The 15,051-nt window shown below is 74.8% G+C and carries 15 protein-coding genes and 1 pseudogene; 10 read left to right on the top strand and 6 right to left on the bottom strand.

Going from position 1 to position 15,051, the window contains the following annotated elements; genetic code table 11:
• The first annotated feature begins 385 nt into the window (after positions 1-385).
• From MY526_RS24055 to MY526_RS24040, 4 genes are all read left to right on the top strand, one after another.
• Positions 386-1,018 carry a TetR/AcrR family transcriptional regulator gene (locus MY526_RS24055; RefSeq protein WP_436705227.1) on the top strand — a complete coding sequence of 211 codons (633 nt, stop codon included), beginning with the start codon at positions 386-388 and terminating at the stop codon, positions 1,016-1,018.
• Between the two features lie 90 nt (positions 1,019-1,108).
• Positions 1,109-2,644, top strand: coding sequence for an MFS transporter (locus MY526_RS24050; protein WP_436705226.1), 1,536 nt, complete (start codon positions 1,109-1,111; stop codon positions 2,642-2,644).
• Positions 2,641-3,267 (top strand): TetR/AcrR family transcriptional regulator, encoded by a 627-nt coding sequence (locus MY526_RS24045; RefSeq protein ID WP_436694951.1) that lies wholly within the window; start codon positions 2,641-2,643, stop codon positions 3,265-3,267. The genes MY526_RS24050 and MY526_RS24045 overlap by 4 nt, the downstream gene beginning before the upstream one ends.
• Before the next feature lie 24 nt (positions 3,268-3,291).
• Positions 3,292-3,975: an NRDE family protein gene (locus MY526_RS24040; RefSeq protein WP_436694950.1), complete on the top strand. Its 684-nt coding sequence runs from the start codon at positions 3,292-3,294 to the stop codon at positions 3,973-3,975.
• Between the two features lie 12 nt (positions 3,976-3,987).
• On the opposite strand, the gene MY526_RS24035 is transcribed toward MY526_RS24040, so the two are convergent.
• From MY526_RS24035 to treS, 5 genes are all read right to left on the bottom strand, one after another.
• Complete coding sequence (locus MY526_RS24035; RefSeq protein WP_436694949.1) at positions 3,988-5,757, bottom strand: AMP-binding protein; 1,770 nt, start codon at positions 5,755-5,757, stop codon at positions 3,988-3,990.
• A 138-nt stretch (positions 5,758-5,895) separates the two neighbouring features.
• Positions 5,896-6,942, bottom strand: a complete 1,047-nt coding sequence (locus MY526_RS24030) for a lysophospholipid acyltransferase family protein (protein WP_436694948.1) — start codon at positions 6,940-6,942, stop codon at positions 5,896-5,898.
• A 1-nt stretch (position 6,943) separates the two neighbouring features.
• Positions 6,944-7,822, bottom strand: a complete 879-nt coding sequence (locus tag MY526_RS24025) for a patatin-like phospholipase family protein (RefSeq protein ID WP_436705225.1) — start codon at positions 7,820-7,822, stop codon at positions 6,944-6,946.
• A 34-nt stretch (positions 7,823-7,856) separates the two neighbouring features.
• Complete coding sequence (locus tag MY526_RS24020; protein ID WP_436705224.1) at positions 7,857-8,828, bottom strand: patatin-like phospholipase family protein; 972 nt, start codon at positions 8,826-8,828, stop codon at positions 7,857-7,859.
• A 91-nt stretch (positions 8,829-8,919) separates the two neighbouring features.
• Entirely contained in the window at positions 8,920-11,112 is a 2,193-nt protein-coding gene (treS, locus tag MY526_RS24015; RefSeq protein WP_436694944.1) for a maltose alpha-D-glucosyltransferase, read from the bottom strand.
• 223 nt (positions 11,113-11,335) lie between these two features.
• Between treS and MY526_RS24010 the strand changes: the two genes are divergently transcribed.
• A complete protein-coding gene (locus MY526_RS24010) occupies positions 11,336-11,575 on the top strand; it encodes a hypothetical protein (protein ID WP_436694943.1) in 240 nt (79 codons plus the stop codon).
• Positions 11,576-11,590: 15 nt separating this feature from the next.
• On the opposite strand, the gene MY526_RS24005 is transcribed toward MY526_RS24010, so the two are convergent.
• Complete coding sequence (locus MY526_RS24005; RefSeq protein WP_436705223.1) at positions 11,591-12,454, bottom strand: PaaX family transcriptional regulator; 864 nt, start codon at positions 12,452-12,454, stop codon at positions 11,591-11,593.
• Positions 12,455-12,645: 191 nt separating this feature from the next.
• Between MY526_RS24005 and MY526_RS24000 the strand changes: the two genes are divergently transcribed.
• The 5 genes and pseudogenes from MY526_RS24000 to MY526_RS23980 all read left to right on the top strand — a co-directional run.
• Entirely contained in the window at positions 12,646-12,771 is a 126-nt protein-coding gene (locus tag MY526_RS24000; protein WP_436694941.1) for a hypothetical protein, read from the top strand.
• Between the two features lie 32 nt (positions 12,772-12,803).
• Positions 12,804-13,094, top strand: a pseudogene (locus MY526_RS23995) (maleylpyruvate isomerase N-terminal domain-containing protein); the annotation flags it as partial.
• A gap of 55 nt (positions 13,095-13,149) precedes the next feature.
• The gene (locus MY526_RS23990; protein ID WP_436694940.1) at positions 13,150-13,572 is read left to right on the top strand and encodes a maleylpyruvate isomerase family mycothiol-dependent enzyme; all 423 of its coding nucleotides are present in this window, start codon (positions 13,150-13,152) and stop codon (positions 13,570-13,572) included.
• A gap of 73 nt (positions 13,573-13,645) precedes the next feature.
• The gene (locus MY526_RS23985) at positions 13,646-14,569 is read left to right on the top strand and encodes an SDR family oxidoreductase (protein WP_436694938.1); all 924 of its coding nucleotides are present in this window, start codon (positions 13,646-13,648) and stop codon (positions 14,567-14,569) included.
• Positions 14,566-15,051: amidohydrolase family protein (locus tag MY526_RS23980; RefSeq protein WP_436705222.1), on the top strand; the 486-nt coding region annotated here is incomplete at its 3' end. The genes MY526_RS23985 and MY526_RS23980, both read left to right, overlap by 4 nt.

The following is a 15,051-nucleotide window of genomic DNA, read 5'->3' as shown; positions in this document are numbered from 1 at the left end:
TGCCCACGTGCTTCGTCATGCGGGTGAAGGCGACGGCGAAGACGGCCAGCGTGGCACCGGCGAACAGGTACGCGACCGGGGCGCCGATGCCGCCGATGAGGATCGCCAGGGGGGCGATCCCGGCCAGGATGGTCAGGGGCGCCGCCGCGGCGACGACCATGAAGACGATGCTCCCGGTGCCGAGGACACCGTGCTTGAGATGTCCCTGGCCGGGCTCGCTGCCGGCGGTGGACGGAGGCGGGGGTGCGGTCACGACGGGTCCTCTCGAGGGCTCTCGGACGCCTTATCCGAATGACGTTCGGTTAGTGTGGGTGTGCTCCGCCTCACGGTCAAGGCATCCGCGAGACTTCGAGCGGACGACCCCGTCCCGACCCCAGGAGGACACGTGGCCCAGCGCCGCCGGCGACTGCTCGACGTGGGGATGATCCTCGAGGCCGCGCTGGCGCTGATCGACGAGCACGGGCGGCTGACGATGGGCGAGCTCGCGGGCCGGCTCGGGTCGAGCGCCTCGTCGATCTACCACCACGTCTCCGGGCGCGCGGAGATCGTCGAGCTGATCCGGGAGCGGCTGGCCACGCAGGTGGACCTGCCGCCGCTGGACGGCACCGACTGGGCCGCGCAGGTGACCGCGTGGATGCACTCCTACCGCCGCGGGCTGGCCGCCCACCCGAACCTGATCCCGTTGCTCATCGGGCAGACGATGACCGCCGGCGCGGCGCTGGAGGGCTACGACCGGGTGGCCGCCCTCCTGGCCGCGGCGGGCTGCCCCGCCGACGAGGTCGTGCTCTGGGTGACGGTGCTCGACTCCTACGCCGTCGGCGCGGCCCTGGAACTCGCCTCCCCGGTCGACGTCTGGCGCAGCGAGGGCGGCCGGACGCCGGTGCTCGACGCCGCGGTGCAGGCCGGGCCGCGCGGCGAGGCCCGCGCGGACGCCGCGTTCGACCTCGGGCTGGCGGCGATCCTCACCGGGATGCAGCAGCGACTGGCGGGGCTGCCCGTCCCGGACCGGGCCGACTGAAGTTTTGGTCGATCGACCAAAACTGTGCCAGACTGGCGACGCCGCCCCGCTGGGCGGCCCCCCTGGCCTCCCTCCCGCTCGAGGACACCCGTGAGTCCCCTTCGTCGCTGGTTCGCGCTCGCGGTCCTGGCGCTTCCGGTCCTGCTCATCAGCATCGACATGACGGTGCTCGGGTTCGCGGTGCCGGCGCTCACCGCCGACCTCGACCCCACCGCGACCGAGCTGCTGTGGATCGTCGACGTCTACTCCTTCCTGCTCGCCGGCCTGCTGGTGCTCATGGGCAACATCGGGGACCGCATCGGCCGGCGCCGGCTGCTCGTGGCCGGTGCCGTCGCCTTCGGGAGCGCCTCGCTGGTCGCGGCGTTCGCGACGACGCCCGAGATGCTCATCGCGGCCCGGGCCCTGCTCGGGCTCGGCGGCGCGACACTGATGCCCTCGACCCTCGCGCTGCTGCGCACGGTGTTCCCCGACGCCACCGAGCGACGGCTGGCCATCGCCGTCTGGGCGGCCGCGTTCTCCGGGGGGACGGCCATCGGGCCGGTCGCCGGCGGTTTCCTGCTGGAGCACTTCTGGTGGGGCTCGGTGTTCCTGGTGAACACCCCGGTCATGGTCGCGCTGGTCGTCGGAGCCCTCCTGCTGCTGCCCGAGTCGCGCAACCCGCGGCCGGGCCCCTTCGACCTGCTGTCCGCCGTCCTGTCCATCGCGGGCGTGCTGCCGCTGGTGTACGCGCTCAAGACCTCGGCCGAGGACGGCGCCGGCCTGCCCGTGGTGCTCGCCCTCGCCACCGGCGTGGCGCTGCTGTGGACGTTCGTCCGCCGTCAGCGCCGCCTGGCCGAGCCGCTGCTCGACCTGCGCCTGTTCCGGCACCGCGCGTTCACCGTCGCGGTCACGACCAACCTGCTGTCGGTCTTCGCCCTGCTCGGCCTGATGTTCTTCCTCCCCCAGTACCTGATGCTCGTGCTGGGCATGAGCCCGGTGGTCGCGGGGCTGTGGATGGTGCCCCTCGCCGTCGCCACCGTGGCCGGGGCGCTGTCGGCTCCCCGGCTGGCCCGGCACGTGCAGCTGCGGTGGCTCGTCGGCGGCGGCATGGCGCTGGCCGCCGCCGGGCTGGGGGTCGGCACGGCGCTCGGGGTGGACGGCGACCGGGCGGTGCTGGTCCTGGCCAGCGTGCTGATCGGCCTGGGTGTCGGCCTGGCCGAGACGCTCACCAACGACGTCATCCTCGCGACGGCGCCGCCGGAGCGGGCCGGGGCCGCGGCGGCGATCTCCGAGACCGCCTACGAGTTCGGCGGGGCGATGGGCACGGCGGTGCTCGGCACCGTCGGGCTGACCGCCTACGCCGCGTCCCTCGGCGACCTGCCGGGGGTGCCCGCGGCGGCCCGCGAGACCCTGGGCGGCGCCACGGAGGTGGCCGCCCAGCTGCCGCCGGAGACCGCCGCCTCGCTGCTGGCCGCGGCCGAGGAGGCGTTCGTGGTGGGCATGGACCTGGTGCTGCTGCTCGCCGCGGTGCTCGCGGCGTACGTCGCGCTCCAGGCCGTCGTCCTCCTCCGCGGCACCCGGGTGGCCGCCGGAGAGCCCGCGCCCGCCGCGCACGCCGCGCTCGCGCACGGGACCGTGATGGGGTGACACCCCCACGCCGTGCCCACCTCCCCGTCGCCGAACGCCGGGTCCAGCTGGTGGCCGCCGCCATGCGGGTCATGCAGCGCGACGGGGCCTGGTCGCTCACCACCCGGGCGGTCGCGCGGGAGGCCGACGTCCCCCTCGGGGCCGTGCACTACGCCTTCGCCTCCAAGACCGAGCTCGTGCGGGCGGTCTTCCAGGCCGATCGGGAGCGGTCCACCGCCGTGCTGATGCGGGCGGTGGAGGCCGGGGGCAGCCCGGCCGAGGTGCTCACCCGGGCCCTGGACGGCTACGTCGACAGCGTGATCGCCGACCCCGGCGCCGAGATGGTGCTGCAGGAGCTGAGCATGATGGGCGGCCGGGACGAGGACCTGCACGCCCTGGCGCGGGAGTCCACCGAGCAGTACCGCCGGGACGTCCTCGACCTGCTGCGCCGGGTGGCCGGGGCGTCCGGCGGCAGGTGGTCGGGCGACGTCGAGGTGCTGGCCGAGTCGGTGCTGGGCCTGCTGTTCGGGGCGTCGCTGAACTGGCTGTGCACCGGCGACGACGCGCTCTTCCGACGGTGCGTGACCGACGCCGCCGAGGCCCTCGCCGCCCGGCTGGTGCGCGACGGCGCCGGCACGGACTGACCCGCAGCTGGGACGATCGGCCGGGTGTGCACGGTGGTGGTGCGGTGGTCCCCCGGCGAGCCGGTGCGGATCCTCGCGCTCCGGGACGAGCTGACCGGCCGGGTGTTCGACGACCCCGGCCGCTGGTGGCCGGAGCACGCCGCCCTCGTCGGGGGCCGGGACCGCCTGGCGGGCGGGACGTGGTGCGCCACCCACGTCGACACCGGGGTCACCGCGCTCGTCCTCAACCGGCCGCAGAAGCGGGCGGCCGACCCGGGGGCACCGAGCCGGGGCGTGCTGCCGCTGCTGGGCGCCGTGCACGGCGCGGACTGGCTCGCGCACGTCCGCGTCGACGGCATGGCCAGCTTCCTCCTCGTCCTCGCCGCACCGGACCGGCTGACCACCTGGGACTTCGACGGCGCGGAGCTGGTGACGACGGAGCACCCGGCGGGCACCTGGATGGTCACCTCGGGCGGCCCGGAGGACCGCAAGGCCGACCGGTTCCTCCCGCTGTTCACCGGGGCCGGCTACCCGGACGGCTGGCGGGAGCTGGTGCAGCGCGAGCCGCCGAGGGACGACCCGGGAGCCCTCGTGGTCCGCCACGAACAGGACGGCCTGGTGTACGCGACCGTCTTCGGGGAGCTCATCGAGGCCCGGCCGGGCGTGCTCCGCCTGGAGCACAGCCGCCGGCCGTGGCTCGCCCCGTGGCAGCCCCTCACCCTCGGCTGACGGCGCTGCCGGTCAGCCCGCCGTCCGGACGACGACCTGCGGCGGCAGCGGGTCGGCGGTCAGCAGCGCGACCAGGCCGGCGCGCCGGTCACGGACGGCGGCCTGGTTGACGTAGCCCTTGTCGGTGATCTCCCCGGCATCCAGCTGCGCCGGCTCGCTCAGCACGAGCAGCCGCTCGACGCACTGCGAGGAGCCGCCGCCCTCGGCGGCCAGCCGCTGCAGGGTGGCGACGAGCTCGGCGCGCAGTTCCTCCGCCGGGACGCCCTCGTCATCGACCCGGCCGGCGTTCGGCGGGCTGACCCAGACCATCGCGGTCACGCAGTCGCCGTCCTGGCCGCAGATCACGGCGTCGGTGAGCAGTCCCTGCGACGCGGACAGCAGCTTCGGCCGCAGCGTGCCGACGCTGACGAAGGTGCCGGTGGCGAGCTTGAAGTCCTCGGCGATCCGGCCGCGGAACAGCAGTCCGGCGGCGGGGTCGTCCGGGTCGGCGAGGGCGACGGCGTCCCCCGTGCGGAAGAAGCCCTCCTCGTCGAAGGCGGCGGCGGTGAGGTCGGGCCGGCGGTGGTAGCCGGGGGTGACGTTCGGGCCGGTCACCCGGACCTCCCGCTTCTCCCCCACCGGCACCAGGGCCAGCTCGACGCCGGGTAGGGGCACGCCGAGGACGTCGCTGCGGGTGATGGCGAAGTGCGCCGCGGTGGCGGCCGGCGAGGTCTCGGTGAGCCCCCACGCGGTGGTCATCTGCATCCGCGCGCCGGAGGCGGCGGCGAGGGCCTCGATCCGGTCCCACAGCTGCTGCGGCAGCGCGGCGGCGGCGAAGAAGCCGATCCGCAGCCGGTCGAAGAACGCCGCCGCGGCGGCGGGATCGCGCTCGAGGTGCGGGAGCAGCGCCCCCCAGCCGGCCGGCACGTTGAGGTAGACGGTGGGGTGGACGTCGGACAGGTTGCGCACCGTGCGCTCGACCAGGGCGGGGGCGGGGCGGCCGTCGTCGATCCACAGCTCGCCGCCGTGGGTGAGCACCAGACCTGCGCAGAAGTTGCCGCCGAACGTGTGGCTCCAGGGCAGCCAGTCCAGCAGCACCGGCGGTTCCCCGGCGAGGAACGGCCAGGCCTGCAGCATCTGCTGCTGGTTGGCGGCCAGCATGCCGTGGGTGGTCAGCACGCCCTTCGGCGTGCCGGTCGAGCCGGAGGTGAAGAGGATCTTCGCGACGTCGCCGCGCTGCCGGCCCGCGCACCGGCGGTCCACCTCCGCGGTCGGCTGCGCGCCGAACGTGGCCGCCGGGACGGACCCGGGGACGTCGCCGTCCCGGCTGAGCACCACCCGGTCGCCCCGCACCGCGGCGACCGCCCGGTCGAACGAGGCGTCCTCGGCCACCACCAGCCCGGGGTCGACGAGGTCGGCCATCGCCCGCAGCTTGGCGTGGTCGGCGCTCTGCAGCGAGTACGCGACGCTCGTGGGGACCACCGGCGCCCCCACGGTCATGGCGGCCAGCGTGACGGTCAGGTGCAGCCGGCTGTTCCCGGACAGGACCATGACCGGCCGGTCGGCCAGGCCGCGGTCGAGCAGGCCCTGCGCGAGCCGGTCGGCCTGCTCCCGGACCTGCCCCCAGGTGTTCCGCGCCCACTCCCCGTCCGCGGCCCGCTCGGCCACCAGCAGCCGCTCGGGGTGCGCCTCGCTGTGTGCGCGGAAGGAGTGCACGACGCTGACCGGGTGGTCGCCCAGCGGCTCGCGGCTGCGGATGACCAGGCGCCCGTCGGGGCGCTGCTCGGCCTCGATCCGCGGCACGGCGAACGTGCCGGACCCCGCCGATCGGACGGAAACGGCTACATCGGGGATACTCACCGGTCGCCTCCCGAGAGCAGATGTGACCCGTGCCATCCTGCCGGAGTGGTCGGGCGCAACGTCCGCCCGGCTGCGCCGCCCTCACGCTCCGGCGCGGCCGGCGTCCTGCGCGGCCGACGTGGTGGCGATCCAGTCGTCGATCGTCTGCCACCACCGGTAGAGCCAGTCGGTCAGCTCGGTGTCGTCGCGCGGGACCTCCGCGGCCGGGATGAACCACCAGCGCAGGTACAGGGTCTTGTCCATCGGCAGGCCGCGCCACACGTCCCGCACCGTGCTGAGGTGTTCCAGGCCGGTGTGCGCGACGAGGACGACGTCGGCGTGCGGGGCGGCGCGCAGCGCGGCGGTGACCCCGGCCGGCCGCGGCGGCAGCACGTGCCGCATCGCCTCGGCCCGGCGCACCGCGGCCACCAGCCCGCGGTCGCGCAGTCGCTCGATGGCCCGGAACCGGCGCTGCGGGGTGAAGTTCGCGCCCTCGGGGAAGATCAGCAGCGCGTCCTCCTCGCCCAGGTCGCGGGCCAGGTCGGCGATCGCCTCGGTCGAGCCGTACCCCACCGCCGGATCGGCCGACACGAAGTGGTTGGGCAGCCGGTTGAGGTAGACGTCGATCAGCGGGTCCAGTTGCAGCAGGTCCTTGAGCACGATCCGCGGCTGGCGCAGGTGGTCGCGGTTCATCAGCGTCTGCACGAGCAGGAAGGAGTCGCCCGGACCGGCGTGGCGGGAGAGCACCACCATGGCGTTCGTCGAGCCGGGCACCCCGTCGTCCAGCGGTGACCAGGACGCGCCGTCGGTGACCAGCCGCAGGCTGAACAGCCGCTGCGCCATCCGCATGAGCGCGTCGAGCAGCAGGCGGAGCACGGTGTAGTGGGCCGCCCGGAACGCCGGTGAGTCCAGCCGGCGGCCGAAGCCGCTGAGCACCCACAGCACCGCCGCGAGGCCGAGGCCGACGACCTCCAGCGCCAGGTAGACCAGCGCGAAGGCCAGCAGCCGCAGCGCGCGCCAGCGCCCCGGCAGCCACACGGAGACCACCACCGCCACGACCACGAGCACGGGCAGAAGGAGCACGCCGGCCGCCAGCGCACCGATCATCAGCGGGCCGGTGACCCGGCGGACGCGGCGGGGTGGCAGCACGTCAGACTCCCTCGTCCGCGGACGTGCCGGCCCGCGCCAGGTAGTCGCGGGTGGCGGCGTAGGCGCGGTCGATCCGCTCCGGTACGCCGGAGAAGTCGCGGTAGCGCAGGTTCCGCAGGTCGCCGGCCGCCGGCGGGCCCTGGTCGGACGAGGGCAGCACGTGCAGCGTGACGCCCGGCGGCAGGGCGGCCAGGTCGGCGGTGAAGCGGTGTCGCCGGGCGATCTCGAAGGAGACCAGCGCGACCTCCCACGGCCGGGTCGGTGGGCGCAGCGGCCGGTCGATCCGCCCGACGTGCAGCACGTAGATCGTGTCGGCGCCGAGCGCGACCGCACGGCCGACCGGGATGCTGTGCACCAGTCCCCCGTCCAGGTAGTGCTCACCGCCGAGCTCGACCGGTGGCAGCAGCCCGGGCACCGCGCAGGACGCGAGCACCGCGTCGACCAGCGGGCCCTCGGCGAACCACTGCTCGGCGGCCCGCTCGATGCTGGCCGCGACACACTGGAAGGGCACGCGCAGCTCGGCGAAGGTCGCCGCCGGCAGGTGCGCCTCGAGCAGCTCCCGCAGCGGCTCCCGCGGGTGCAGGTGGGTGCGGGTCCGCACCAGGGTCCCCACCCGGGCCAGCACGGACCCGGCGAAGATCCGCTGCGAGGCCAGCTCCTCCCACACCGCGCGCAGCCGGTCCACCGCGCTCGGCGCCGGGTCGGCGGCGACGAGCGCGCCGTTGATCGCGCCCACCGACGTGCCCACGATCAGGTCCGGCCGGACCCGGTGCTCGAACAGCGCCCGCAGCATCCCGACCTCGGCCGCGCCGAGCACTCCCCCGCCACCGAGGACGAACGCCGTGCCGCCCCGCCCGGCGGGCACCGGCGTCGATGCCATGGCCGCATCGTGCCACCCGCGGCCGGGCCGGGCGCTATCCGGGATCCGCTGCCAGCCGGATGAGGTCGACGACCCCCGGGCCGGCGGCGCGGCGGCCGGCGGCGAGAAAGGACTCCCGGATGACCTCGTGCAACCGCTCGCGGGCCATCATGTCGTTGCCCATGGCCCGTTGCTCGGCGGCGCCGGGCGCGAAGACGACGGTCCGGACGCCCTCGGCCTCCAGCGCCCGGACCTCCCGGTCCAGCAGGCGGCCGGAGTGCCAGCGGGCCGCGGCGTAGACGTCGGGCCGCCGGCCGACCGTCCCGCTCATGGGCGAGATGACGATGACGACGTCGAGGCGGAGACCCCGCAGGACGGCCGCGTTCGTCGGGGAGTGCACGCCGCCGTCGACGTAGCTGCGCCCGTCGATCCGGACGGGGGCGAAGTGGCCGGGCACCGCGCACGAGGCGGCCACGGCCAGGTGGATGGGCACCGGCGGGGTGCCGGGACGGCCGAACACGACGCGGCGCCCGTCCCGCCGGCGGACCGCGCAGATCCACAGCGGGGGCTCCGGCCACTCCGGGTTCTCGAGCTCGCGCAGGGCGGCCAGCTGTTCCTGGATGTCGTGCCGTCCCGGCGGCAGCAGGGCCATCCCGGCGGCCAGCGGCCGGAACTGCCCCGGCCGGGTGAGCGCACGCTTCAGCATGTGCCGGCCCGGCAGCCGTCCCGGGCGCAGCAGGCTGAGCGGGCGGAACGGGGCCAGGGCGGGCACCGGCGTCCCGGCGACCTGCCGCATCACGCCGCCCTCGTCGGACAGCGGCGCCTTGACCGTCCAGGCGGCGAGGTCCTCGGCCGAGACGCCGAGCCGCAGCAGGGTGCCGGTGATCGAGCCGGCCGAGGTGCCGACGATGACCTCGGCCGTGCGCCCGTCGAAGCCGAGGTCGTGCTCCAGCACCGCCAGCACGCCCGAGTGGTAGGCCTGCCCGACGACGCCCCCGGCGCCCAGGACCAGGCCGACGCGAGTCACGCGCCGAGCGTGGCACGCGGCACCAGCCGCCGCCCGGGCTCCCCGCCGGACGCCGCCGCCCGGCGGGGACGGCGTGCCCCCACCGACGTGCTCACCTGGTGGTGATCAGCAGGGGCAGCCCCTCGTAGCCCTCCAGCCAGACGGGGAAGCTGTTCAGGTCGTCCACCGTCCCGATCTCGTCCTCGGTGAAGAGGTTGAGCACCCGGGCGCCGGCCGGGAGGTGCTCCGACCGCACGGTGCCCGCGATCGGCTCGCCGCCGAAGTTCAGCACCGTGACCTGCACGAGCCCGTTCTCGATCGCGTGGACCATGACCAGCATCGACCGGTGGGAGACGTCGGGGACGTCGACCTGGGCGCCCTTGGCGATGCCGTACCGGTTCCGGACCGCGATGATCCGGCCCAGGGACCGGGCGAAGGAGTTGTCGTCCTCGAGCTGCTCGGGGAGCGTCCCGTAGAGCGTCCGGCCCACGGGCATCCCGGAGTCCGACCGCTGCGTGCCCGGCGCGAAGGCCATCAGGTCGTGCGCCCCACGGTTGATCCAGCGGGTGTCCCCCTCGGCGATGAGGGAGGCGACCTGGTCGGCCTCGAGCGGGAGCATGCCGACGAGGTCCCACCCGGAGAGCGCGAAGACGCCCGGCTGCAGCGCGTTGTACATCGCCAGCAGCAGGTGCACCCGCTTGACCAGTTCCGCGTCGTCGTGGGTCATCCGGTCCAGGTCCCGGATGCCGAGCGTGGCGGTGATGACGCTGGCCGTCGTGCAGGCGATGCCGTTGGTGGTGAACGTGCGGTTGTACGGCGCCCACGTCCCGGTCAGCCGGTCGCACAGGTCCATGCGGACGCGGTGTCCGACCTCGTGCCCGGTGAGCTCCTCGCCGCCGTAGGGGAAGAGGTCGTCCTTGTGCCGGGTCGAGAAGTGGACGAGCTCGTGCGTCAGCTCGTCGTGGTTCTGCAGCGCGTGGACCAGGGATGCCGAGTCGATGCCCATGCCCAGGGAGGTGTTGAGCGCCAGCCGGAGGAACTCGGTGTTGGCCGTGACCAGCGCGTGGTGGTACGCGGGCCGGGTGATGAAGTCGTAGGACAGGTCGGCCCCGGACTCACCCATCGCCTTCACGTCGTCCATCGCCAGGTTCAGCTCCTGGAACGTGAAGCCGCCCATCTTGCGCACCATGCTGGCGATGAAGTGGTTCGCGGCCTCGGACAGCGGGTGGCCCTCCGACCAGGCCGGCAGCCCCTCCGCGCTCTTCTCCACGCCGAGGAAGCCGTTGGCGTCCAGGCGGAGGGCCCCCGAACCGAGGTCCGCGATGGAGTGGGCGGCGTCGCCGATGACCAGTCGCATGCCGGCGAACGAGGGATCGAGCCAGTTGATGGAGGGCTGACCGGCCTTGAAGTAGTGCAGGTAGACCCAGCGCCGCTCCACCCCGTCCACCCCCCTGACCGGTCGGGTGGCGCTCCAGTTGGTCTCCTTGACGCCGGGCTCGTAGAAGATGACCCGCTGCAGCTCGCCGATGATGTACCCCGCCCGGGCCAGCGCGGCCTCGGCCTTGGCGTCGATGTTCACCGAGTCGCGCCCCTGCGGGACGTCGGGCAGCAGGTGCCAGTCGGGCGGCTCGATCTGCACCATGTGGTAGATGCCCGGGAAGTCCTTGACGGCCATCTCGGCGAGCCGGAAGTCCGCGCCCTTCCCGGTGTGACCCGGGACGATGTCGTCGATGACCACGCCGCCGTGCGCGGCCGCCGTCACGGTCAGCGTCCGGAAGTCCTCCTCGCTGCCGAAGGCCGGGTCGATCTGCATGCTGATGCGGTCGAAGTGCCCGTCGACCGACGGCGTCGGGTGCCACCCGTTCAGGCCACCGGCGATCTTGACCGGACCGGTGTGGACGGCGGTGATCCCGATCTGGTCGAAGGCGTCCCAGAGCTGCTCGTCCCCGAGGCTGGCCAGATAGCTCTTGCCGGGCGCGGTGATGAAGGAGATGGGATAGGCGGTGAACCAGACCGGCGCCCGGTCGACGGCCATGCGGGGGTTGGGGCTGGCGTACGGGTTCTGCCACATGCTGCCCTGCCCCGACAGCTGGGAGGCGATCGCGTTCGCGTCCCGCAGCATGGAGTGCTCCTCGAGCCACTCCACGTACTCGTGGTTCTCGGCGACCGGCTCGCCGTTCATGCCCTCGGGCCGAGCGGTCCGGACGAAGCGCCGGACGGAGGGCCGCAGCGGGCGGGGACGTGCCGGGTAGTACTGCTCGTCGTAGGTGATCTCGCTGGGTTCGGGAGCGGCCCGCTCGGTCATGAGAACTCCCAACTGCTGAGGGGCGGAGGCGGTCCTGGGTCGCCGCGCCGGCCTGCGTGCCCCCGGGGCTGCGACATCCGACGATGCCGCATCCGGCGGCACCGGGCGGCGCGGGACGGTCACCGGTCGACTGCCCTCCCGACGCCCCCGGGAAACGACCGGCCGCTCCCCGAGCGGCCCGGCGGCGCGCGGTGCACACCCGTCCCCGGACTAGCGTGGCGTCGTGGCTCCCGTTCCGCTCCGCCCGCCCTGGTTCGGCAACCGCGGCGTGCAGGTGCTCGCCGGCGGCGCGCTGGCCTACAACCTCTGGCAGCTGGTGGTGCTGCTCGTGGACGCGGACTGGGGGCGGGCGTTCCTCAGCTTCGCCTGGTGCGTCCTGTTCGGCTACGTGCTGGTCGAGTCCCTGCGGTTCCGCCGGTACCAGGACGCGACGCGGGACGAGCCGGCCGGGCCCGGCGACTGACCGCTCCCGACCGGCTCAGCCGGGCACGGCCTGCCCGAGCTCGACGGCCAGGCACCGCTGGGCCGCCGGCAGCAGCGCGTCGTAGCAGCGGCGGTAGGCGGCCGCACTCCGCGCGGCAGGCCAGTCCGGTGACAGGAAGCGCGCGGGCAGCCCGGGATCGGCCCGCAGCACCCGCAGCCAGTCCGCGCCGAGCAGCGTCACCTGGCCCAGCGGGTCCTCGTTCTCGGACCACGACCACCAGGTCCGGACGAAGGTCTCGTGCTCCTCCTGGATCCGGTCGACCGGCCAGGCCCGCCGGATGAACCGCTCGACCCGGACGCCGGGCAGCGGCGAGGCGCTGAACCACTCCGCCAGGCCGGCCGCCTCCGACAGCCCGGCGTCGGCGAAGACCGCGCCGACGTCGATGGTGCCCGGCGCGATCCACAGCCCGTCCCGCAGGCCGCCGAAACCCGCCCAGGTGAGCGTGGCCCGCAGCTTGTGCCGCAGGTCGCGCCGGCTCTCGGGCATCGAGTAGCTCAGCAGGGTCCACTGCCCGTCGGGCTGCTCGAACGGTGCGGGGGCGGAGACCCGCTCGTCGGCCTTGCGCACGAGCGCATCGGCCTCCGGCGTGAGCCGGTAGTGCGCGGCCCGGCCGACCTGGATACGCTCCAGCAGCCCCTTGCGCGTCATCCGCGCGAGGGTGGCGCGGGCGGCGGCCTCCGCGACACCGAGCCCGCCGAGCAGCCGCAGGAACACCGACGTCGGGATCGGCGGCAGGTCGCGGCCGCGGACCACGCCACCGAAGAAGCTGAACACCAGTGCCTGGGGCCGGTGACCGTTCGGCGGTGCGGCGGGTTCCTCGCCGGTCGGCCCGGGTACCTCCGCTGCCTCGGCACTCATCCGTGACCCCTCTCCGGACGCGTGCGGCCACGCGCCCGAAACACGTCCAACGTTAGACGGGCGCTTGACGCGCGTCACGCCTACTTCTACCTTCCCCCTGATGCGCAGCACGACTCGTCGGCTGCGCGTCCCCGGCTCTGCGCGCACGGTCCGCTCCCTCCACCCCTCCGGCGGAAGGCCCCTCGTGGTTCATGGTCCCGCGGGCCCGGCGGGTGGTCGACGACCTGCCGATGACCGCCTCCACCACGATCCAGCGGGCCGAGCTGCGCCGGATGGCCGCGGCCGACCCGGCGCTGCAGCCGACGGCCACCTCGTGACCTCCGCGCTGCTGACCGGCCTCCTGGACGACATGGCCCAGGAGGCCGGGGAGCTGGACGGGCTCGTCGCGGGCCTGCCGGCCGCCGGGTGGGCCACCCCCACCCCCGCGGCCGGCTGGACCGTCGCCCACCAGATCGCCCACCTCGCCTGGACCGACGAGGTCGCCCTGCGGGCGGCGACGGAGCCCGAGCGGTTCCGGGCCGACCGGGACGCCGCCGGGCCGGACGTCGCCAAGGAGGTGGAGCCTGCGGCCCAGGCCGGTGCGGCCGCCCCACCGGCCGAGCTGCTGGACCGGTGGCGGACGGCGCGCGCCGCGCTCGCGACGGCCCTGGCCGCCCTCCCGCCCGGCGCGGCGCTCCCCTGGTTCGGGCCCGGACATGAGCGCGGCGTCCATGGCGACGGCCCGGCTCATGGAGACCTGGGCGCACGGCGTCGACGTCCGCGACGCCCTCGGGCGGGCCACTCCCGCCACGCCGCGGCTGCGGGCCGTCGCGCACCTGGGCGTGCGCACCCGCGACTTCGCCTTCCGCCAGCACGGCCAGCCGCCCCCCGGCGAGGAGTTCCGGGTCGAGCTGACCGGCCCGGACGGCGACCTCTGGACGTGGGGCCCGGTCGAGGCGGCCCAGCGGGTCACCGGACCGGCCCTCGACTTCTGCCTGCGCGTCACCCAGCGCCGGCACCGCGCCGACCTGCACCTGCGCGCCGACGGTGCCGACGCCGACCGGTGGCTCGACGTCGCCCAGGCCTTCGCCGGACCACCCGGACCCGGCCGCCCGGCCGGAGCCCCCGCCCGCCCCTGACCGCCGTCCCGCGGACAGCGCACCACCGCGCCCGCCACCCGGCGGGCCGCGTCCCAGGTAGAGGAGTACCGCAGTGGATCTCTCCGGCAAGGTCGCCATCGTCACCGGCAGCGGACGGGGCCTCGGCCTCGCCTACGCCACCGAGCTCGCCCGCAGCGGAGCTGCGGTCGTCGTCAACGACGTCGACGCCGCAGTCGCCGAGGCCGCCGTCGCCGCCATCACCGGCGCCGGCGGCACCGCCGTCGCCGAGGTCGTCCCGGTCGGCACCTCCGAGGCCGCGCAGGCGCTGGTCGACCGGGCGGTGAGCGAGTTCGGGCGGCTGGACGTCCTGGTCAACAACGCCGGCATCCTGCGCGACGCCACGCTCTGGAAGATGACCGACGAGGCCTTCGACGCGGTCATCGCCACCCACCTGCGCGGCACCTTCACCTGCACCCGCGCCGCCGCCATCCGCATGCGCGAGCAGGGCGACGGCGGCCGGATCATCTGCATCGGCTCCCCCACCGGCCAGGTCGGCAACTTCGGCCAGACCAACTACGCCGCGGCCAAGGCCGGCATCGTCGGCATGGTCCGCACCTGGGCCATGGAGCTGGCCCGCGCCCAGATCACCGTCAACGCCGTCGTCCCGGTCGCCGCCACGGCCATGACCGAGACCGTGCCGTTCGTGCAGCCCTACATCGAGAAGCTCAAGGCCGGCGAGCCCCTGCCGTCCTACGCGCGCAAGCAGCTGGGCTTCGGCACCCCGGAGGACGCCGCCGGCGTCGTCGCCTTCCTCGCCTCCGACGCCGCCGCCGGCATCAGCGGCCAGGCCATCGGGATCGGCGGTGACCGGCTGGCGCTGTGGTCCCACCCGGCCGAGGTCGTCGTCGAGTTCGCCGACGGCACCGGCTGGTCGGCCGACGCCATCGCGGCCATCTGGCCGGACACGTACGCCTCCGCCCAGCAGACCGTCGGCCAGCAGTTCGAGCCCCCGGCCGAGGGCGAGGCCACCCGGTGACGGCCCTGGACCTCGACGCGCTGGTCGCCGTCGACGTGCACGTGCACGTCCACGCCGACCTGCACGGCCACCTGGCCCTGGACGACGAGCTCAACACCGCGGCCGCCCAGTACTTCAAGGGCGACCCGTACGACCCCACCGTGCACGACATCGCCGCCGACTACCGCGACAAGCAGATGGCCGCCGTCATCTTCACCGTGGACGCCGAGGCCGCGACCGGGCACATGACGCTGTCCAACGAGGAGATCGCCGAGGCCGCCGCGCAGCACGCCGACGTGCTGATCCCGTTCGGCTCGATCGACCCGGCCCGTGGCAGGGCCGGGGTGCGGCTGGCCCGGACGCTGGTGGAGGAGCACGGGGTCCGCGGCTTCAAGTTCCACCCCAGCCTGCAGGACTTCCAGCCCCACGACCGGCGGGTCTACCCGCTCTACGAGGAGCTGCAGTCCCTCGGGGTGCCGGCGCTGTTCCACACCGGCCAGACC

The organism is Geodermatophilus sp. CPCC 205761 (assembly GCF_051383655.1).
GTDB lineage: Bacteria > Actinomycetota > Actinomycetes > Mycobacteriales > Geodermatophilaceae > Geodermatophilus.
This window is presented reverse-complemented; position numbering and strand designations above follow the sequence as displayed.